This window comes from Nocardia sp. NPDC004604 (genome assembly GCF_040609795.1).
Lineage (GTDB): Bacteria > Actinomycetota > Actinomycetes > Mycobacteriales > Mycobacteriaceae > Nocardia.
In genome coordinates this window covers 1-18,701 of the sequence record NZ_JBEXLC010000171.1, presented here as the reverse complement: position 1 = coordinate 18,701, position 18,701 = coordinate 1, and the positions used below count along the sequence as shown (strand labels likewise).

20 protein-coding genes are annotated in these 18,701 nt (G+C 66.1%); 12 read left to right on the top strand and 8 right to left on the bottom strand.

Annotation, left to right across the window (positions count from 1 at the left end):
• Nucleotides 1–29 precede the first annotated feature (29 nt).
• From ABZW16_RS37655 to ABZW16_RS37625, 7 genes are all read left to right on the top strand, one after another.
• Nucleotides 30–755, top strand: a complete 726-nt coding sequence (locus ABZW16_RS37655; RefSeq protein WP_354960912.1) for an amino acid ABC transporter ATP-binding protein — start codon at nt 30–32, stop codon at nt 753–755.
• Between the two features lie 94 nt (nt 756–849).
• Nucleotides 850–1,149 carry a hypothetical protein gene (locus ABZW16_RS37650; RefSeq protein WP_354960915.1) on the top strand — a complete coding sequence of 100 codons (300 nt, stop codon included), beginning with the start codon at nt 850–852 and terminating at the stop codon, nt 1,147–1,149.
• Between the two features lie 176 nt (nt 1,150–1,325).
• Complete coding sequence (locus ABZW16_RS37645; RefSeq protein WP_354960911.1) at nt 1,326–1,814, top strand: GNAT family N-acetyltransferase; 489 nt, start codon at nt 1,326–1,328, stop codon at nt 1,812–1,814.
• Nucleotides 1,814–2,503 (top strand): DUF998 domain-containing protein, encoded by a 690-nt coding sequence (locus tag ABZW16_RS37640; protein WP_354960910.1) that lies wholly within the window; start codon nt 1,814–1,816, stop codon nt 2,501–2,503. The genes ABZW16_RS37645 and ABZW16_RS37640 overlap by 1 nt, the downstream gene beginning before the upstream one ends.
• A 115-nt stretch (nt 2,504–2,618) precedes the next feature.
• On the top strand, nt 2,619–2,975 hold the full coding sequence (locus ABZW16_RS37635) for a nuclear transport factor 2 family protein (RefSeq protein WP_354960909.1): 357 nt from the start codon (nt 2,619–2,621) through the stop codon (nt 2,973–2,975).
• A gap of 85 nt (nt 2,976–3,060) precedes the next feature.
• Nucleotides 3,061–3,480 carry a hypothetical protein gene (locus ABZW16_RS37630; RefSeq protein WP_354960908.1) on the top strand — a complete coding sequence of 140 codons (420 nt, stop codon included), beginning with the start codon at nt 3,061–3,063 and terminating at the stop codon, nt 3,478–3,480.
• A gap of 141 nt (nt 3,481–3,621) precedes the next feature.
• Complete coding sequence (locus ABZW16_RS37625; RefSeq protein WP_354960907.1) at nt 3,622–4,461, top strand: alpha/beta hydrolase; 840 nt, start codon at nt 3,622–3,624, stop codon at nt 4,459–4,461.
• Nucleotides 4,462–4,718: 257 nt separating this feature from the next.
• On the opposite strand, the gene ABZW16_RS37620 is transcribed toward ABZW16_RS37625, so the two are convergent.
• From ABZW16_RS37620 to ABZW16_RS37600, 5 genes are all read right to left on the bottom strand, one after another.
• Nucleotides 4,719–4,934 carry a hypothetical protein gene (locus ABZW16_RS37620; RefSeq protein ID WP_354960906.1) on the bottom strand — a complete coding sequence of 72 codons (216 nt, stop codon included), beginning with the start codon at nt 4,932–4,934 and terminating at the stop codon, nt 4,719–4,721.
• An 82-nt stretch (nt 4,935–5,016) separates the two neighbouring features.
• Nucleotides 5,017–6,282 (bottom strand): CHAT domain-containing protein, encoded by a 1,266-nt coding sequence (locus tag ABZW16_RS37615; RefSeq protein ID WP_354960905.1) that lies wholly within the window; start codon nt 6,280–6,282, stop codon nt 5,017–5,019.
• Complete coding sequence (locus ABZW16_RS37610) at nt 6,279–7,820, bottom strand: tetratricopeptide repeat protein (protein WP_354960904.1); 1,542 nt, start codon at nt 7,818–7,820, stop codon at nt 6,279–6,281. Before ABZW16_RS37610 ends, ABZW16_RS37615 begins: the two co-directional genes overlap by 4 nt.
• 1 nt (nt 7,821) lies before the next feature.
• Nucleotides 7,822–8,856 carry a hypothetical protein gene (locus tag ABZW16_RS37605; RefSeq protein WP_354960903.1) on the bottom strand — a complete coding sequence of 345 codons (1,035 nt, stop codon included), beginning with the start codon at nt 8,854–8,856 and terminating at the stop codon, nt 7,822–7,824.
• The gene (locus ABZW16_RS37600) at nt 8,856–10,199 is read right to left on the bottom strand and encodes a hypothetical protein (RefSeq protein WP_354960914.1); all 1,344 of its coding nucleotides are present in this window, start codon (nt 10,197–10,199) and stop codon (nt 8,856–8,858) included. The genes ABZW16_RS37605 and ABZW16_RS37600 overlap by 1 nt, the downstream gene beginning before the upstream one ends.
• A gap of 145 nt (nt 10,200–10,344) precedes the next feature.
• Here ABZW16_RS37600 and ABZW16_RS37595 point away from each other — a divergent pair, with 145 nt between their 5' ends.
• Nucleotides 10,345–10,890 (top strand): lipoprotein LpqH, encoded by a 546-nt coding sequence (locus ABZW16_RS37595; RefSeq protein WP_354960902.1) that lies wholly within the window; start codon nt 10,345–10,347, stop codon nt 10,888–10,890.
• A gap of 93 nt (nt 10,891–10,983) precedes the next feature.
• Nucleotides 10,984–11,787, top strand: a complete 804-nt coding sequence (locus tag ABZW16_RS37590) for a hypothetical protein (RefSeq protein ID WP_354960901.1) — start codon at nt 10,984–10,986, stop codon at nt 11,785–11,787.
• Nucleotides 11,788–11,850: 63 nt separating this feature from the next.
• On the opposite strand, the gene ABZW16_RS37585 is transcribed toward ABZW16_RS37590, so the two are convergent.
• On the bottom strand, nt 11,851–12,096 hold the full coding sequence (locus tag ABZW16_RS37585; RefSeq protein ID WP_354960900.1) for a hypothetical protein: 246 nt from the start codon (nt 12,094–12,096) through the stop codon (nt 11,851–11,853).
• Nucleotides 12,097–12,291: 195 nt separating this feature from the next.
• On the opposite strand from ABZW16_RS37585, the gene ABZW16_RS37580 reads away from it, so the two are divergent.
• Nucleotides 12,292–14,361 (top strand): PhoX family phosphatase, encoded by a 2,070-nt coding sequence (locus ABZW16_RS37580; RefSeq protein ID WP_354960899.1) that lies wholly within the window; start codon nt 12,292–12,294, stop codon nt 14,359–14,361.
• Nucleotides 14,362–14,425: 64 nt separating this feature from the next.
• Here ABZW16_RS37580 and ABZW16_RS37575 read toward each other — a convergent pair whose 3' ends face one another.
• Together ABZW16_RS37575 and ABZW16_RS37570 are read right to left on the bottom strand one after the other, a co-directional pair.
• A complete protein-coding gene (locus tag ABZW16_RS37575; protein ID WP_354960897.1) occupies nt 14,426–15,157 on the bottom strand; it encodes a glycoside hydrolase family 25 protein in 732 nt (243 codons plus the stop codon).
• 169 nt (nt 15,158–15,326) lie between these two features.
• Nucleotides 15,327–16,664, bottom strand: a complete 1,338-nt coding sequence (locus tag ABZW16_RS37570) for a glycogen debranching protein (protein WP_354960913.1) — start codon at nt 16,662–16,664, stop codon at nt 15,327–15,329.
• Nucleotides 16,665–16,917: 253 nt separating this feature from the next.
• Here ABZW16_RS37570 and ABZW16_RS37565 point away from each other — a divergent pair, with 253 nt between their 5' ends.
• Nucleotides 16,918–17,613 carry an SDR family oxidoreductase gene (locus ABZW16_RS37565; protein ID WP_354960896.1) on the top strand — a complete coding sequence of 232 codons (696 nt, stop codon included), beginning with the start codon at nt 16,918–16,920 and terminating at the stop codon, nt 17,611–17,613.
• A gap of 186 nt (nt 17,614–17,799) precedes the next feature.
• Complete coding sequence (locus tag ABZW16_RS37560) at nt 17,800–18,591, top strand: polysaccharide deacetylase family protein (RefSeq protein ID WP_354960895.1); 792 nt, start codon at nt 17,800–17,802, stop codon at nt 18,589–18,591.
• Nucleotides 18,592–18,701: the final 110 nt, after the last annotated feature.

Genomic DNA, 18,701 nt, shown 5'->3' with positions numbered 1-18,701 from the left:
CCGGAACCGAGCGCCAGCGAGGTGGAGGCATGAGTGCCTCCCTCACCGGAACCGGCCTGCATCTGACGCTCGGCCACAACCACGTGCTGCGCGGCGTCGATATCCACGTCGACGCGGGTAAGACCACCACCGTCATCGGGCCGTCCGGCTCCGGCAAGTCGACGCTACTGCGCGTGCTGAACCGGCTGCACGAACCCGATCAGGGCGATGTGCTGCTGGACGGCAGATCGGTGCTCACCGAGGATCCGGACGAGCTGCGCCAGCGCATCGGCATGGTGTTCCAGCACTTCAATCTGTTCCCGCACAAGACGGTCGCCGAAAATGTGGCGCTCGGGCCGCGCAAGTTGCGTGGGCTGTCCAAGGATGCCGCACGTGCGCTGGCCGTCGAACAACTGGAGGTGGTCGGCCTGGCCGCGAAGGCCGATACGCGTCCGGCGAATCTGTCCGGCGGTCAGCAGCAGCGCGTCGCGATCGCCCGCGCGCTGGCCATGCAGCCGGAGATCATGTTCTTCGACGAGGCCACCTCGGCGCTGGATCCGGAACTGGTGAAGGGCATTCTCGCGCTGATGGCCGATCTGGCAACCGAGGGTATGTCGATGATCGTGGTGACCCACGAAATGGGTTTCGCGCGCAGCGTCTCCGACAGTGTGCTGTTCATGGACGCAGGTCAGGTCGTCGAAACCGGCACACCCGACGCGCTGTTCGACGATCCGCAGACCCCACGCCTGCAGCGCTTCCTCGCACAGGTTCTGTGACCTACAGCACACCTCTAGTAAACTCGATAGATGCGTACCTGCTAATGTGTCGACGCTCTCGGCGCTACACGTCCAGCGATGGAAACGAGGAGGTCTGATGGCCACAGCGCATATCGAGCACACCGAACACCAGCACGTCCACGGCCCCGATTGCGGCCATACCAAGGTGGTCCACGGTGACCACGTCGAATACGCCCACGACGGCCACCTGCACCGCGAACACGCCGGCCACTACGACGAATGCGAACCGACCGCACACGTCGAACACCCGGGTCACGACCACGTCCACGGTCCCAACTGCGGCCACGAAGCCGTACAACACGGTGACCACGTCGACTATCTGCACGACGGTCACCGCCACGCCGCCCACAACGGCCACTACGACGACCACTGAGTTCGATCGCTGCACACCGGGGACCGGTGGCGCTCGCACGGCACGATTGTGCTGTGCGAGCGAGCGTGCGGGCGGATCGACCGCGATCCCCGAATCTGCGTGCCTACCAGGACCGCACGGCGCAGGTCACCCGAAACCGGCTCGCCAGCAGACTCGGGCTCGCGTAGACATGGCGGATGGGTGATTCAGGGGTCCGAGTGCGGCTGCTGACCGCCGACGACTGGTCTGCATTCCGGAGTATTCGGCTGCGTGCCTTGGCCGACGCGCCGCAGGCATTCGGGTCGACACTCGAGCACGCGCGGGCCAGGACCGATCAGGATTGGCGGGAGCTGCTGGTCCATCGAGCGCAGTTCGTGGCTAGTGTCGACGGCAGCGACGTCGGGACGGCAGCGGGGCTGGATGATCCCGAACGGTCAGGAGCGCACCTGATTTCGATGTGGGTTGCTGGAAAGGCACGGGGGACAGGGGTTTCGGATCGCCTCGTGCGAGCTGTGGTCGACTGGGCGGTCGGTGCGGGTCATCGCAAGGTGTGGTTGGAGGTTGCGGCGGGCAACACGGTGGCCGAGCGGTTGTATCTGCGACACGGGTTCGTGCGCACGGGAGTACAGGGGATGATCGGGCCCGAAGATCCACGGCCGGAATTCGAGATGCTGTTGGAGCTGTGATGACGACCCGCCTGAAAACCGGTGCCGCACTGCTGATTCTGTCGATCTCGTACTACCTCATCGAGCTGATCGTGGCCGCACGCTGGCCCGCGCCGCATGACTACAGCTGGTCACGCAATATGATCAGCGATCTCGGCGTCCCCGAATGCCTCGGTGAAATGCACCGATACGGCACCCCGCGGGACAGGTTCATCTGCTCGCCCTGGCACGCACTGATGTCCGCAGAATTCGTGCTTCTCGGCCTCCTCGTGCTCGCCGCCGCGGTGCTGCTGTCGCCGATGCTTCCGAAAAGGCCACTGGCCAGGTCGATTCCGTATCTCGCCGTGATCAACTGCCTCGGCAATGTGTTGGTCGGCGTCTTCCCTGGCAGTGCGGGCGAGGTGGCCGGTGGCAGTCACCTTCGCGCTGTGCTGCATCCCACCGGCGCATACCTGGAACTGTTCTCCGGCATCGCGATCATGGCGATCATCGCCTGGCTGTACCGGCCGCACCGCGGTTATACCGCAATGACTCTCGCCCTGCTGGCCGTGAGCATCTTCGGCATGGTCGCCGCGCTGACCAGCGAGAACTCCGCGCCCGGCGCGGCCGAACGCCTGGCCATCGACCCCTTCGTCTGGTGGCGAATCGGCACCGGTGTCGTGCTGCTCGCGATGGCTCGACGCGGCACCGCGCCGACCACATACGTATAGGTCGGCGAAAAGTACTTATAGATGACTGATTCGGCGCACCCTGCTCTGCCCATAACGTAGTTCCTGTCAGTAGGAACGACAGAGAAACCGCAGATCAGAAGCCTAGGAGGCCATCATGAACGAGCTCGTCGCGCAGTACCTGGAAGTCTGGAACACCACCGACGCCGCCGCCCGCAAGGCCGGAATCGAAGCCGTGTTCACCGCCGACGCCACCTACACCGACCCGCTGGCCGCGGTCGCCGGACACGACCAGCTCGACGCGGCCATCGCCGGAGTCCAAGCCCAGTTCCCGGGTTGGGTGTTCACCCTCGCCGGACCGGTCGACGCCCACCACGACCAGGTGCGATTCACCTGGGAACTCGGCCCCGCGGATGCACCTGCCGTCGTGATCGGCTTCGATGTCGCGGTCGTCAAGGACGGGCGCATCGCCAACGTCTACGGCTTCCTCGACAAGGTTCCCGCCGCCGCCTGACCTGCTCCCCGCCGCTGCCATCGGGTCTACCGATGGCCGCGGCCCCCGATCATCCGAAATCGTTACCCCAGAAGGAAATACAGCCATGACCACCACCGCTCCCGCCTACATGTCCACCCTGCTCGCCCCCGGCCAGAACCTGCTGCGCGCCGCACTGCGGCTGGATGCCGTCATCACCGGCGTCAACGGCCTTGCCTACCTGGCACTTTCGGGCCCGCTGGAATCGCTGCTCGGCCTCGACCGTGAGATCGGTATCCCGATCGGCATCTTCTTGACCCTCTACGGCATCGGCGTCGCCCTGGTCGGCATGGCCAAGACCATCAATACCAAGGCCGCGGCTGTCGCCGCCGCCGCCAATGCCGCCTGGGTCGTGGTCAGTCTCGCCGCGCTCGTCGAAGGCGTCCTCGAACTGAACCTGGTCGGCTCGATCTGGACCGTCATGCAGGCGGCCACCGTCGGCGGCTTCGCGGCCCTGCAGTACCTCGGCATCCGCAAGGCCCGCTGAATCTTGGAACCAACCGACCAACTCCGCGAAACGCGGCATCGGCAGTGCTTACCCACCCCGCCGGCTCCGCCGGCTGCCGTCCCCACCAGCTGATGCCGCGTTCGGCGTTTGTGGTCGGTACCGCCCTCTAGAGTCGAGCCCGTGCTCGAGGCAACCACGATTCCCACCGAGTTCGGCACCTTCGACGCGTTGACCAGCGGTGCACCCGGTGGCCGCGAAGTCATGCTGCTCCACGGCTTTCCGGAGGCCGCCATCGCATGGGAATTCCAGCTCACCGCGCTCGGCGGCGGGGGCTGCCATGTCGTGGCACCCGATCAGCGCGGCTATTCGCCCGGCGTGCGCCCCGATAAGGTCGCCGACTATCGCGTGGCGGAGCTGATCGGCGATGTCATCGCCATAGCCGACCAATTGGGTTGGCAGCGTTTCGATCTCGTCGGCCACGACTTGGGCGCGCACGTCGCGTGGGCGGTTGCGGCCGAATTCCCGGCACGGATCCGCACCCTGACCGCCGTATCGCAGCCACACCCCGCCGCCTTCCTACCGGCCATGTCCGAGGACGAGGACCAGGCCCAGCGCGCCCAGCACTTCTCCTACTTCCGCCAGCCCCGCACCCCCGAACGCGCCCTACTCGCCGATGACGCCGCCGCCCTGCGCAAGATCTTCGACTGGAAGATCCCGCAGGAGCGCATCGACGACTACATCCACCGCCTCACCCGCCCCGATGCCCTCACCGCGGCCCTGAACTGGTACCGAGCCCTCCCGCTCGCCGGTCCAACCGCCCCGATCGCCGTCCCGACCCTCTACGTCTGGAGCACCGAAGACACCGCCATCGGCTCCACCGCCGCCCTCAGCACCGCCAACCACGTCACCGCCCCCTACCGCTTCGAAATGCTCGAAGACATCTCCCACTGGATCCCCGAAGAGGCCCCCGAATCCCTCACCCGGCTACTCATGCAACACCTGCTCACCCACCGCTCCTAGGGGGCATTCGAGATGTGGGTGCGGTGCGGGTTGGTGCTGGTTCCGATCCGCTCACTGCGGCGCTCTTATGAACGAGGTCTCCGGTAGGCGTGTCGTCGATCAAGATGACGTTCACCAGTGCGGAGACTTCGCATGCCGAGCGGCACCGGGCCGTGGCGACCTGGCACGACGAGTTCGCAGTCACGAAGCCACCGTCCAGATCGCCGCCATCATTGACTGGCTCTGAGCCCGTGCTTCAAACGAATCCCCGGGCCGGGTCAGTATCCGATGGCCTCGCGGAGAAGCAGCACGGTTCCGCCCCCTGGGTGGGGTTCCGCGTTGAGGATGAGCAGGCGGTTCACGGCGCTCGGCATCCCGTACACCGCCTGGGCGCGGGCGCTCTCCAGCGGGAGAGCGTGCTCCTCGACGCGGCGCAGCGCCGTGCTCAGGTCGGGCACCAGCTTCTGCGCGCCGACGATCCAGACCGCACGCATCGTCTACGGGTCGACGATACCGAGCAGGTGGTGACCGTCTGCATCGTCGCGAAGCGCTCGGACGCCTACCGATAGGCGCTGGTCACGTTCGGACGGTGGCGAAGGCGGACCAGAGGAGGGGGGAGTGTTCGATGGTGCGTTCGGTGCGCCAGGTAGTCAGGCGGGTGCGTTGCCAGGTGGCGAGGGTGGTTATGGGGTCGGGGTGTTCGTGGGCGGCGTCGATGGCGCAGATGGCGTCTTGTAGGGGGTGGGCTTCGGGGGGTGCTCCGGCCAGGCGTTGGAAGGCGAGGTCGGTGGGGAGGGGCCAGCGGCTGGCGGTGACCAGTTCGGCGCCACCGTTGATCATGGCGGCCACCAGGCCGAGGGCCTCGCTGAAGCGCATATCGCCGCCGCTTTCGCAGGCGATCAACGCAACCCGGCTGGGGATCGGCCAGAGTTGCGGTCCGGCAATGGGTTCCGTGGTGAGGGTGTGGGTGCCGAGTAGCAGGTCCTTGGCCGAGAGCGGGCGGTGCGCTCGAATGGGTGTGGCGAAGCCGATGGCCTCGGCGGCGCAGGCCAGATGTAGTTCGGAGGCCTCGCTTTGGCCGGATTCGGGGGCTGCCGCGGTCACATGTCCCACATAGGTGAGGCGGCTGGCGCCACTGCGCAGCGCCTCGCTCAACCAGCTCCGATCGATATCGGTGCGCCGGAATACCTCGATCGGATCGTCGACCGCGGGTACCAGCCTGCCTTGGTCGCGATATTCGGCGACACGCTGGGCCAGTGGCGATTCGGGATCCATCCGGCCGAGCACCGACCCGAGTGCGGAGTCAGCGCGGAAGCCGGGGACGCGCGGGTCGAGGACCGCCACTACCGGCAGTGTCCGCGTCTCGGACCAGGTGCGCGCCGTCCGGTCCGGGCCGTGCACAATGCTGGCCGGGGCGAGCAAGCTGATATCGGCGATATCCACCAGGCGCAGCTCCGGATCGGGAGCGATGATCTCCCAGGGGATCTGGGCCACGCGGGGCGAGGGCTGCAACCGAATATGCGGGCGTATGCCACGCACATACAGCTCGTACAGTTGCGCGGCCAGACCGTAGGGCAGAAGTGCTCGAGAAAGCGCCTGCGCGACGAGATATTCCGAGTCATATGACGCGAAAGCGCCCGTCGTCATGGCGCGTTCGAGTCCGCCCGGTTCCGCGGGGTGGGGCAGCGCTGCCGCCAGCTGTGCGACAGCCTCGCCGACCGCCGTACCGGGCAACATGCTCGCGCCCCGGTCATAGCTGTTTCCGAGCCAGCGCCAGGACATGTACAGATCGCCCGCGTCCGCCATTCGCACGATGACGGTGGGTTGTTCCGGTGCGGTCATGCGGGCAATACCCGGCTGTCGCGCACCCGCTGTCCATAGCGTCGCTCGGCGGCATCGATAAAGGCGGCCAATGCGATATGGCCATCCGGTGCCACGGCCACCCGCGGCGGCGGCGCCACCGGAAGTCCGGCACCGGCCGCGACCTCGGCCAGCGCCGTGCCGAGCTGCGGTGCCGACCCACTCTGCGGCCCGGTCCCGACCTGCACACTCGGCATCTCCTCGACCGAAACCGCTGGCGGATCGAATAATTCCAGGGGCAGTCGGGGCGGCGCACCGGCCGTTGATCTGGCGATATCCAATGTCGTACCCGCACACTGTGTTTCGATGAGATCCACGATCAGCGGACCATTGCCGGACAGATAGGCGAACCGGAATGCCAGCCGCACCGCCGGATCGGCGATCTGACGGTTCCACTGCTCGCGTTGATTGCCATTTGGCAGCGTGTGGCGCACGGCATCGATGGCCAGCGCCGACGGAACCGCGAGTTCGATCGCCCGCGCCAACAGCGCGCCATCCGGCGCTTCCGCCGCCTCGATGACCGATTCCAGCAGCGTCGCATGCCAGAAATCGATTTGGGCGCAATGCAATCCGAGTCCACGCTCGGCATAGGCGGCGAATGCCTCGGCGATGAGCACTTCGCCCGCGTCGTAGCGGCCGGTCGCGTAGGCCACCGTGGCCAGGCGCACGCGCACATCGGCGGCATCGAGCACCGCGCCCGATTCATGGAAGTACCGCAGGCTGCTGCGGTAGCGCAGGTCCGCCGCATCGATGTCATCGCGTCGCTCGGCGAGAAAGCCCATGGTCTTCAGGCCGACACCGGCCCGATAGCCGAGTCCGGCCCGCTCGAAATACTCCTGGCTGGACCGCAGCGGCGGTTCGGCCTCGTCGAACCGGTCCGATCTGACGTACATAACGGCCAGATTCTGTTCCGTCTCGGCGACGGCGTTGCGGTCACCGGCCGCGTCGAATGCCGCGAGCGCCTGGCGCATGAAGTCGATGGCGAGTTCGCGCCGTCCGGTCTCGAAGTAGATCCCGCCGAGTGTCGAAAGCGGATGTCCGGCCAGATGCGGTGCGAAACGCACTGCGGCGTCCAGTGATTCGGTGGCCAGCTCGATAGCGTAGGCCCAGCTCTGGCGGTGGAACGCCACCGCGGTCAGCGAGAGCAAACAGGCCACCCGCTGCATGCTCTCGTCATTGTGTTCGGTGAGCAGCGCCCGCGCCTGTTCCAGCGCCTGCTGCGCAGCGTCGAGATCGCCGATGTGCTGTAGCGCCTGGGAGAGATTGATCAGTGCGGCGGTTCGCTTTTCGATCGCATCGTCGGGCATCTCCGCGAGTGCGGCGCGGAACATCACGATCGCCTCGGCATGATCGCCGAGTTCATCGCACATGCTCGCGGCATTGACCAGCGCGCTGATCCGCAGGCCATTCGTGCTCGTCCGGGCTATCTCCTCGAACAGCCGCCTGGCCGCGCCGACATCGCCGCGCTGGTAGGCGGCGGCTCCTTCGGCCAGTCGCGCACGGCCGCCATCATCGGACACCTCAGAAGTCCGAATCCGATGCGGCGGCGGCGATCTCGGCCAGCAGCGGTGCGTCGACGGCATCATCGGAGCCGGTGGCCCGACGTAACCGCGCCGCCGCGAGTTCGCGGATCCGCCGACGCATTTCCGGGCCGCCCAATTCCGGATCCGGGGTCGCGCCGACGCCGGGCACGTAGACATCCACCGCCGATACCGAATCCGATGGCGTGGTCGTCGCACCGGTCCAGAGATCGCCGATCAGGTTCAACTCGGCCTCCGCGGTACCAACCGGCGTGGTGATGAACGCCCGCGGGTGCAGATGTGCCGGTGCGGCCGAATCCAATTGGGGTGCGGCGACCGCGGTAATGCGAACCGTCGTGGTCCCCGAATCCCGTATCGACTCCCACGACACCGCCCGCTCGGACGCATCGATGAGCCCCGGCGGGCACCGCCGCCAATCCCAGCCACCGGTGCCGCGTCCGAGCGACAGCGCACCGGCCGGACGGTCCGTGCCGCCACCGGCCGCAAGCGCATAATCCGCTGCACGAGTGGATATTTCAACGGCTGTGCTGATATCCAGTGTCTCGTCTTCCGGTACGGTCTGGTCATCGATGAGCAGTTCGCACTCCGCGCGCAAGGCGGTGATCTCCTGGTCGAGCAGCCGGTCGTCGAGCGGGGTGATGCCATCGATCGTCGATGCGGGCCACCAGCGTGTGGCCCAATACGCGAATCCGAGCCGCCATGCGGCGGTTACGAGACCGGGCACCGCTGGTTCGGCGGTGAATTCGGCTCCGGCGGTGAATTCGGTATCGGCGATGGCCACGGCGATCCGTTCGCCGTACACCGCCCACAGCCAGTCGTGTGCCAGCTCGATATGGTCGATAACGGCTGCCGGAATCGTCTGTCCGGCAAGCAGACTCCAGGACAGATGACCGCCGGCCACCTCCAACACCATGGCATCGATCGCCGCCGCGGCATCGAGTACGGTCGGCGCGCCCTCGGGCACGACGGTCCAGATGCCGTCCGCGGTCCGTCCGATCCGCACGGTCGCGCTCATCAGCTCGCCCTCGATTCCGCCGGATCCGGCTCGTTGACCAGGGAACTCGCGCTCAGCGCCTGTTTGACCCGCATCCGGTGGTCCAGCATTACCGAGCGGGCCACGCCGTCGAGCAGATCCCACAGTTCGTCCGGCTCGTAGACGCCGACCTCCCGGACATCGCGGCCGTGCAGCCGAACCCACAGTCGTCGCAGATAGGGCCGCCATGGCGTACGCAGTTCGGCGGCAATGGCGGCCAGCGGGCCATCGAGCAGGTCGATATCGGCCCGCACCGCGAGCCGCCGGGCCTGCAATACATATGCCTCCCGCTGCCAGCGGCCATTGATCAGCCGATGCGCCGCCGTTTCGGCCGCCTCCGACCCGGCCGGGCTCGCGCCATCGGTGCTCGCAAGCGCCGCGATCGGCCGCAGCCCGCGTGCGAGCGTCGCCCCGGCCGTGGCCGCGACCCGCAGTGATTCGTCCAAAAGCGCCCATGGCGCACAGCTTCGGGCGATTTCGGCGGTCACCAGTTCCGGAATGGGCGGCAGTTCGGCCCGTTCACTCGACGCCTGCAGCACGGTGAATACGCGTTCGTAGATGCTGCGATCGAACGGCAGCCCCAGACTGGCCTTCGAGGCCGAGGAACCGAGCGCGGGTGAATGTGGCAGCGGGTGCGCGGTGAGACCGAGTTGCTGTGCGGTCGGCGCGGATATGCTGTCCCACAGCCGAATTCCCCCGTGCGTTCCGGCGTGGGTGGCGATCAGCTGATCGAATGTCGGCTGCCCGTCGGCCTGCCCACCGCCGCGGGCCGCCGCGCACGCGTCGAGCAGCGCCGTGAAGATTTCGGCGTGATCGCCGGTCGGCCCGCCCACCGGACGGCGTCGCCACGCGATATCGATCAACGCGGTGAGTTCGGTGATCTGCGCACCCGCGGTGATGTACTCCTTGAGCGCCTGCGTGGTGCGTCCCGCCGCGAATTCGTGCACATCGCGCAGCGTCGCCTCGGCGATGGCCCGGTCGCGCTGCGGATCCGGCATACCCGATGTGGTGGCGAGTTCGAATGACCGCTGGAAGTACAGATCCTGCGGATTGCCCTCGGTGATCCGCAGCGCCCGCCGGACCTGTTTGAGCAGGGAGAACCAGGCGGCCGTCGCGCGGAGCACATCGGCGGCGGCGTGTATCCGGGTGGCGAGCAGGGTCGCGCCGTCGGCGGTGAGGATCGGCCCCGCACACGTCGGATGCTGAACCGGACGGATTACCAGCGGATCCAGAATCAGTTTCACCGTCCGCCGCAGCGGCCCGCCGTGGGGGCCACTGAGCGGTTCGACGCCGTCGAGTCGGCGCCAAACCTCGTCCAGCACCATCGCGCGCGGCCGTCGCATTCGACCAGGTTAACGGAAGTTTGTCCGTTTCAGACTCCGAAAAACCTGGGATCGGTAGGGCGCGTTCGATTTCTACCTTTCTCGTATCGGCCCAACACCGGGACCGAACGAAGCAAAGGAACAAGTCATGAACACCAAGTCGGTCCGCATCTCCGCCGCCCTCACCGCAGCCGCCGCCGCTCTCGCCCTCTTCGTCACCGGGTGCAGCGACAACTCCAGCAGCTCGTCGCCCACCTCGGCCAAGCCGGGCACCTCGGCCGCCCCGGCACCGGCCCCGGCACCGGGCAAATCGGTCGCCTCGGTCGACGGCAAGGCGCTCGACGGCAGGTTCGAGACCACCTGCGCCAAGCAGGGCGACACCATCGCCCTTGCGCTCAGCGACACCAATAACGCCACCTACGGCACCCTGAGCGTCAGCGCCTCCATCACCGGCACCGATAACGTCCAGGCCGTCGCGGTCGCGGGCAGCAAGGGCGGCTCCAATGGCCTGCCCTACGCCCTGGGCTTCGGCAATGGCATGCCCGGCGGTTCGGCCAAGGTCGTCAAGGACGGCAATACCTACAAGGTCACCGGCGAGGGCGTCGGCGCGCCCGACCTCACCAATCCGACCGCGGGGCCGAAGACCTCGAAATTCGACATCACCTTCGCCTGCTCGACCGTGGTCGGCGGCTGATCCGGACGAAGCACCCCGGCCCGCTCACGCTCCACAGCCACCGGGCGTGAGCGGGCCGAGCGATCCAAATCCATTCACGCACAAGGGAATACCATGAAGAATATCGCCCGCTCGCTCGCCCTCGGCTTCCTCGTCCTTTCGATCGGCTACTACCTCTGGCACGGCCTCACCTATACCAGCTCGGGCCCCTTCGACGACGGCACCCTGGCCTGGGTCGGACCACAGATGGCGCTGCCGATCATCGCCATCACCATCGTCCCGATGGTCTTCGCCTTCACCGGCGAGGGCATCATGGCGGCCTTCACCGGCAACAACAGCTCGGCCTTCCGCAATGGCCTGGTCGGCATCGGCACCGTCAAGTCCTTCCGGCAGACCGGTCTGACCGTCAACGACCAGCCGCAGATCCGCATCGACTTCAGCGTCGAAGGCGTCGACGGCAAGATCTTCGACTCGCACGCCAAGATGATCGTGCCGCTCACCGAACTCGCCCTGCTGCAACCCGGCGTCGTCCTGCCGGTGCGCTATCTCCCCGATCACACCGATAAGGTCGAGGTCGACCGCTCCGGCGATATGTCGGCCGCGCAGCACGCCATGAACGAGTCCATGATCCGAAAGGGCTTCACCACCAAGGCCAAACTCGATATCGCCGAGCGCGGTATCGCCGCCCAGGCCGTGGTGCAGTCGCTGTCGGTCCCCGGCGAAATTCGCAACGGGCACTCCAAAATCGAGCTCGGACTTGTCGTAACCCGCCCGGACGGAACGACTTTCACGACCGGTGTGGAGAAGTTTCTGCCGCCCGCCAGCGTCGGCCAAGTCCAGGTCGGCCGCATACTACGGGTGCACTATCTGCCGGAGAACGAACAAGAGGTCGTGATCGCCCTGCAAATCAATGCCTAGCCCGCGCGGCAAATGTTGCCCTCGCTCACCCGGAGCGGGGGCAGTATTCGTGTGTGCACAACCCTAGAAGATCCGATGGCTGAAAAAGCTGTGGTGGCAGGTCGGGCGCTTGCACATCGCGCCACCGCCCGCAATGAAGCCGACACAGGTGGGATGGGTACACCTGTTGCAGCCGCCGTCGCCCTCTATGGACAAATCGTCGTGGTCGATGAGCACGAGGCGGGCCTCGTCCATCGCGCCCGCGAGAATCGAATCGAGATAGTCGAGGGCTGCTGGGCTGAGATGGATTTTTCCTGCGGACCGAGTCATCGCACTGCTCCTGACTTGATACCTACCTCCAAGTTAATCGATCCTCGGGCCGGAAACGCAACGGCAGCCGAGTAGCGCGCTACGCGGCCGGATCGGAAGTTGAGGGTTGAATTGGTCGGACGTTCATCTGAGCGTTTCCTGTGGATTGCCTGAGAGGCCTACCGTGCGGCCGTCGGCACTAGTCAGGAGTATGTAGTGACCCCCAAGCCCCTCGCCTTGTTCGTGAAGAGGGACGGCCAGCCGAAGCGGTCGGCCATCACCTGCCAGTACAAGTGCGGTAACGCCTGCTTCCACGAGGTGCCCAACACTTCGGACAACGAATACTTCGGTGATGTGGTGCGCGCGGCGCTGTCGCGGCGCGGTCTGCTCAAGGGCAGCGCTGGTGTGGTGGTCGCGGTCGGCGCGGCCGGTGTGCTCGCGGCCTGCGGTGACGACGATAAGGTCGAATTGGCGGCGGGCGGCTCGCTGGTCGACGGCGTGCCGGTGGGCACCAATTTCAAGCCGGTCGCGGCGAATTCCGATGACGCCCTGGTCATTCCGGAGGGCTACGAGCACAATGTCGTGATCCGCTGGGGCGACCCGCTTTTCGCGGATGCACCGAAATTCGACCCGGACAAGCAAACTGCGGCCGCACAAAGCAAGCAGTTCGGCTTCAACAACGATTTCGCGGCGCTGCTGCCCATCGAAGGCCAGGCGAACACATATCTGCTGGTGGTGAATCACGAGTACACCACCGAGCCGCAGATGTTCAAGGGCTACGACAAGGCGAACCCGTCACTGGAGCACTACCAGACCGCGCTTGCCGCGCACGGACTCTCGGTGGTCCAGGTCAAGGGCGAATCCGAAACCGGAAAGCTGACGCCGGAATTCGGCAAGTACAACCGTCGCATCACCGGCACCACCGAGTTCACCGTCACCGGCCCCGCGGCGGGCAGCGTCTTCCTGAAGACGTCCGCCGACCCGACCGGCGCCAAGGTGCTCGGCACCCTGAACAACTGCTCCGGCGGTATGACTCCCTGGGGCACTGTGCTTTCCGGTGAAGAGAACATCAACCAGTACTTCGCGAACGCGGACAAGGTCACTGACGAGGCCGCGAAGGCCGGGCTGAAGCGCTACGGTTTCGCGAATACCTCGGAGCGCAAGTGGGAGATCCACGAGCCCCGCTTCGATCTGGCCAAGGAACCCAATGAGGCCAACCGATTCGGCTGGGTCGTCGAGTTGAATCCGTGGGACGCCACGGCCGCACCGATCAAGCACACCGCGCTGGGCCGGTTCAAGCACGAGGCCGCGACCATTCACGTCGCCAAGGACGGCACCGTGGTCGCCTATATGGGCGACGATGAGCGCTTCGACTACATGTACAAGTTCGTATCCTCGCGAAAGGTGCAGTCCGGCACCGGCCAGGCGAGCATGCGGCACAATCTGACGATCCTGGACGCGGGCACGCTCTACGTCGCCAAATTCGCCGGCGACCACCCGGACAAGATCGACGGCAATGGCACCGTGCCATCGGATAAGGGCTTCACCGGTACCGGCCAATGGATTCCGTTGCTGGTCACCGGCGAAGACGGCAAGGCGACGTCGAAGGTCGACGGCTTCACCGCCGAACAGGTTTCGGTGTTCACCCGATTGGCGGCCGATAAGGTCGGCGCCACCAAGATGGACCGTCCCGAGGACTTCGAGGCGAATCCCAAGTCCGGCAAGGTCTATGTCGCGCTGACCTATAACGAGCAGCGTGGCAAGGAGGGCAAGCCCGGCGTCGACGAGGCGAATCCGCGCAATATCAACAAGTTCGGACAGGTCCTCGAAATCGACGACGACCACGCGGGTACCAAATTCACCTGGAATATCCTGATGCTGTGCGGTGATCCGAAGACCACCGACACCTATTTCGCCGGATTCGACAAGGGCAAGGTCAGCCCGATCGCCGCACCGGACAACCTGGCCTTCGACGACTACGGCAACCTGTGGATCTCCACCGATGCCTCACGCGCCAACGGTGCCAATGACGGTCTGTTCTCGGTGGTGCTCGACGGGCCGAATCGCGGTGAGACCAAACAATTCCTGACCGTCCCGTTCGGCGCGGAGACCTGCGGCCCGACGGTTTCGGAGCATCGGGTGACCGTCTGCGTCCAGCATCCGGGCGAGCGCGATGATGCGACCGCCGAAAAGCCCGCCTCGCATTGGCCCGATGGCGGCGATAGTCTGCCCCGACCCGCCGTAGTTTCGGTGTGGAAGAAGGGTGGCGGCCGGATCGGCACCTAGCCGAGGGCCGTGCAGCACACGAAACCGCTACTCGAACCTGCAGGGAGTAGCGGTTTCGTGCTGTTCAGCCCGCCATATTCGCGTAGCGTGCGAAATCGCCTTGGGCACCGCTGTACACATTGACATCGGTGCGGCCCGCAATACCGGGAATGCTGCCGCCATCGGTGGTCTGCCAGAACGTCCAGGTCGGCCAGCCACCGGGCACCTCGGGTTGTTCATTGCCGCGGTAATCGGCGATCCAGAGCGGATACCGGGTGAATTCATTGGTATTCGCCATAGCCGTCTTCCAGAAATTCGGATACGTGTAGACGATCGGCACTCGCCCGGTCAGCGCCTGCACGGTATTCAGATACCGCCGTGTCCAGTCGATCAGCCCGGCCGGATTCAGCCCGCCCGTATTCTCCAGATCGAGTACCGGCGGCAGATCCAGTGGCCCGTTCTGTCCGAGCACAACCGTCGCATACAGCGCCGCCTGCGGCTCCGGCGGCAGATTCGGGCGTGCGTAGTGATATGTCCCGCGCGCGACGCCGGCCGCCCGCATCAGCAAGCTGTCCGGCACGAAATACGGATTGAGGTAGCTCAATCCCTCGGTCGCCTTGACCATGGCGAAATCGTGTCCCGCCCGCTTCACGGCGAACCAATCGATGAACCGCCCGTCCACATGCTGCCACGACGACACATCCGGCCCGGTTCGGTCGGCCACCGCCGTTCCGGCGGAGGTTGCGACAAGGATGCTGCCCACAGTGATCGCGGACAGCGCCACAGCGCGAGTCGATCTCCAACGAGTGCTATCCATGCCATTCGACGATAGCGACTAGTGCCCTGTGTGACCAGTGTTACGTATGAGGTATTTGCGCAGTATTGACTAGATAGCGTTGCTCGATGTCACGTTGGCAGCGCCCGTGCCGAGCCATTGCCCGCCGTCCGTGGCCGGGCGAGCGTCCGTACGCGAACCGTTCGCGGCGTCAGCCGAGCCAGTCCAGCACCGAGGCCGCGGTCCAGGACTGCTGCATGCTGCCGAGCGGTTCGCCGGTGAAGGGTTCGTAGTATTCGGCGAAGCTGCCGTCGCTGGCCTGACGCAGCCCCTCGGCGCGGAGCATAAAGGAGCGCTCGGCCCAGCCGCGGCGGGCGAAGACCCAGGAGAACAGCCAGCTCATGACCGGCCAGACCGGGCCGCGCCAGTATTCGCGCGGTCGAAAATCCTTGGAGACCGGCGAGGTCGACGGCGGCAGGGCGTAGCGCAGGTCCGGGTGGCCGCAGAAGCGCGGTCCCTCGAACAGGCGCAGCAGGCTGCGCTCGGTATCGCGGGGCAGGCCGCCGCACAGCAATGGGGCGAACATGGCGAGGGTTTCGGTGTTGATCCAGCGTTGCAGGCGCACGTCGAAGTCGCGCGCCGCGCCGGTGCGGGCGTCGGTGGTCGCGACCACGCCAGCGCGGAAGCGCTCCGCCCACGAATACAGGTCGCGGACATCGGCATGGGGCTGCTTGTACTCCTCGCCGATATTGGCGAGCACCTCACAGGCCAGCGCGAAGATCGCGGTGACGAAGACATCCTCCACCGCGAAGCTCATGGTCGATGCGAGCAGATAGTCGTCGTATCCGGCGCGGCGCATCTGCTCGACCAGCCACAGGTAGCGGTCGTATTCGCGATCGCTGGGCCGCTGCGAGGGGTCGGAGACGACCAGCACATCCTCGCGTTGGTACGGCGGCAGGTCGCCGGGGACCACATTCGCATAGGCCCGGTCCCACCGCGGCGAATTGTCCATCCCGGATTCCCAGCCGTGGTACAGCGTGATCCGGCCGCTCTCCTTGGGGTCGCGGGCATGGGCCAGCCAGCGATGCCAGCGCACCAGATCCGGCCAGCGCCGGTTCAGGAATTCCTCGGCCACCGCGCGGGTGCTGCGGCCGTGGCGGCGGGAATGGTCCAGGATGCGCTGCACCGCGATGGCGTGCACCGGCGGCTGGGTGATGCCGGAGGTGTCCGGACCGTCCGGGGCATTGGCGGCCAGTCGGCGGCACTCCCAGCGGGCCGGGCCTGGAAAGTAGCCGTCCACGCCATTGGCGAAGACGATGTGCGGGATCATCCCGTTCTTCCACTGCGCCGAGAGCAGAGTGTCCAGTTCGATGACCGCGCGCTCGACACTCAGCGGGGCGAGGCCGACCGCGACGAAGGCGGCGTCCCAACTCCACATATGCGGATACAGTCGGGGCGCGGCCGTGGTCATGGTGCCCAGATCGTTGCCCCGTAGCAGATAGGCGGCGCGGGCCGCGAGCTGTGTTGGGGTGAAACCCGGGTGTGCCATCCCTTTATTCTGCGATGACACCCGCAGATACGCGCGCTCAGTGACGTCCGTCTCGGGCTGGGGGTCGCGGGCCACCGGCAGATAGTCGGCAGTGGTTTGCGATCGGCTCATCGTCGACTGGTGTGCGGCGGATCTCACTCTGGCATGCCCCGTCCGTGAATCTCTGTGTTCCCGATATGCGTCCATCGCCACCCGCGTTGGTCGTGCCGCCGCCCCTGACGGGTTTTCGACACGGCCGGATACGGTGAGCCCCATGACCTCCGCTGTGACCAGCACACCGAAGCCGACCGCGCTGATCACCGGCGCCAGCCGCGGGCTCGGCGCCGCGATCGCTCGCGAACTCGCACCGACCCACGATCTTTTGCTCGGCGCCCGCTCGGCCGAGGCGCTGCGCGCGATATTAGGCGAACTGCCCGGAGCCACCGGATGGCCGGTCGAGTTGACCGACTATTCCGCAGTGGCCGAAGCGGTTTCGCCGATTCGGCGGCTGGATGTGTTGGTACACAATGCCGGTGTCGCCGAACTCGGTTCGATCGCCGATTCGTCGGTGCAGCAGTGGCGAAATACCTTGGAAGCCAACGTAATCGCGGTCGCTGAGTTGACCCGGCTGTTGCTGCCCGCCCTGCGCGCGGCCAATGGCCATGTGGTGCTGATCAATTCGGGTGCGGGCTTGCGGGCCAATCCGGGCTGGGCCTCCTATGCGGCGAGCAAGTTCGGACTGCGCGCTTTCGGTGACGCACTGCGGCTGGAGGAGCCGACGCTGCGGGTGACCTCGATTCATCCCGGCCGCATCGATACCGATATGCAGCGCGAGATCATCGCGGGCGAGGGCCGCGAATACCGCCTGGAGGAGTTCCTGCGCCCGGAGACCGTCGCGGGTACTGTCCGTGCCGCCATCGACACACCGCGCGACGGCCATCCCACCGAGATCGTGCTGCGACCCTACTGATTCGGCGCACCGTGCTTCCGGTCGGTGCTCACCACGGACAAACGGCAAAATGTTGTCACTTTGTCGACTTGTTGTTCCGAGGTTCAGCTCGCGGACAGTTTCGCTCGGTACAGTGTGGATTGTTACCTGCGCGTTACGCCGATGGGCGGCGGGGTGCTGTTCGAGTGAAGTAAAAGGGTTTGGATCGTGGATAGACGTCGGCTGCTGACGCTGCTTGCTACGGGAACCGCGGCGGCTTTGACCGGCTGTGTGAAGGCGGAGGGGGAGCCGTTCAACAGCGGTTCGGCGGGCGGCGGGCCCATTCTGCCCGCACCGGCGCCGCTGCTGCCGCCGCCCCCGATCGGACCGAAGACGCCGATTCCGGCGCAGACGATCACCGCGCTGCCCGGTGCGGGCACCAGCATGGCGCTCACGGTCGATGACGGCGCGAGTCCGGAAGTGGTCGGTGCCTATATCAAGTTCGCCAGGGATACCGGCGCCCGATTCACCTTCTTCGTTACCGCGTACTACGACTCCTGGGCGATTCACCGAGATGCATTGCGGCCCTTGGTCGATTCCGGTCAGATCCAGCTCGGCAACCACACCTGGGACCATGCCGATCTGACCAGGCAGTCCGCATCGGGCATCTCCTCCCAATTGGAGCGGGCGAAGTCCTACCTGCGGAACAACTTCGGCGTGGACGGCACGCCGTACTACCGCCCGCCCTTCGGCCGCCACAATGCCACCGTCGACAAGGTGGCGGCGGATCTCGGCTATACGGTGCCGACCATGTGGTACGGGTCGCTGTCGGACTCCGGTGTGATCACCGAGGAGTACCTGTTGCAGTGCGCGCGTAAGTATTTCAATCCGCAGACGATCATTATCGGTCATGCGAACGCACCTGCGGTTACCCATGTCTATGGGCAGCTGGTGGACATCATCAAGGAGCGCAATCTGTCCATGGTGACCCTCAACGACGTCCTGCTGCCGCCGCGCTGACCGTTTCCCGGAGCGCCGAACCCTGGCGCCACAGACTACGACGCACCGGAGCCTCCGGACGACGGCATCTGGGAGGAGCCCGAACCCGAACCGGGGCCCGAACCCGAACC

Coding starts and splice junctions, on each gene's coding strand:
- ABZW16_RS37570 (WP_354960913.1), bottom strand. CDS start 16,664: ATGGCACACCCGGGTTTCACCCCAACACAGCTCGCGGCCCGCGCCGCC.
- ABZW16_RS37585 (WP_354960900.1), bottom strand. CDS start 12,096: ATGACTCGGTCCGCAGGAAAAATCCATCTCAGCCCAGCAGCCCTCGAC.
- ABZW16_RS37605 (WP_354960903.1), bottom strand. CDS start 8,856: ATGAGCGCGACCGTGCGGATCGGACGGACCGCGGACGGCATCTGGACC.
- ABZW16_RS37595 (WP_354960902.1), top strand. CDS start 10,345: ATGAACACCAAGTCGGTCCGCATCTCCGCCGCCCTCACCGCAGCCGCC.
- ABZW16_RS37600 (WP_354960914.1), bottom strand. CDS start 10,199: ATGGTGCTGGACGAGGTTTGGCGCCGACTCGACGGCGTCGAACCGCTC.
- ABZW16_RS37630 (WP_354960908.1), top strand. CDS start 3,061: ATGACCACCACCGCTCCCGCCTACATGTCCACCCTGCTCGCCCCCGGC.
- ABZW16_RS37575 (WP_354960897.1), bottom strand. CDS start 15,157: ATGGATAGCACTCGTTGGAGATCGACTCGCGCTGTGGCGCTGTCCGCG.
- ABZW16_RS37645 (WP_354960911.1), top strand. CDS start 1,326: ATGGGTGATTCAGGGGTCCGAGTGCGGCTGCTGACCGCCGACGACTGG.
- ABZW16_RS37615 (WP_354960905.1), bottom strand. CDS start 6,282: ATGACCGCACCGGAACAACCCACCGTCATCGTGCGAATGGCGGACGCG.
- ABZW16_RS37655 (WP_354960912.1), top strand. CDS start 30: ATGAGTGCCTCCCTCACCGGAACCGGCCTGCATCTGACGCTCGGCCAC.
- ABZW16_RS37565 (WP_354960896.1), top strand. CDS start 16,918: ATGACCTCCGCTGTGACCAGCACACCGAAGCCGACCGCGCTGATCACC.
- ABZW16_RS37640 (WP_354960910.1), top strand. CDS start 1,814: ATGACGACCCGCCTGAAAACCGGTGCCGCACTGCTGATTCTGTCGATC.
- ABZW16_RS37620 (WP_354960906.1), bottom strand. CDS start 4,934: ATGCGTGCGGTCTGGATCGTCGGCGCGCAGAAGCTGGTGCCCGACCTG.
- ABZW16_RS37590 (WP_354960901.1), top strand. CDS start 10,984: ATGAAGAATATCGCCCGCTCGCTCGCCCTCGGCTTCCTCGTCCTTTCG.
- ABZW16_RS37635 (WP_354960909.1), top strand. CDS start 2,619: ATGAACGAGCTCGTCGCGCAGTACCTGGAAGTCTGGAACACCACCGAC.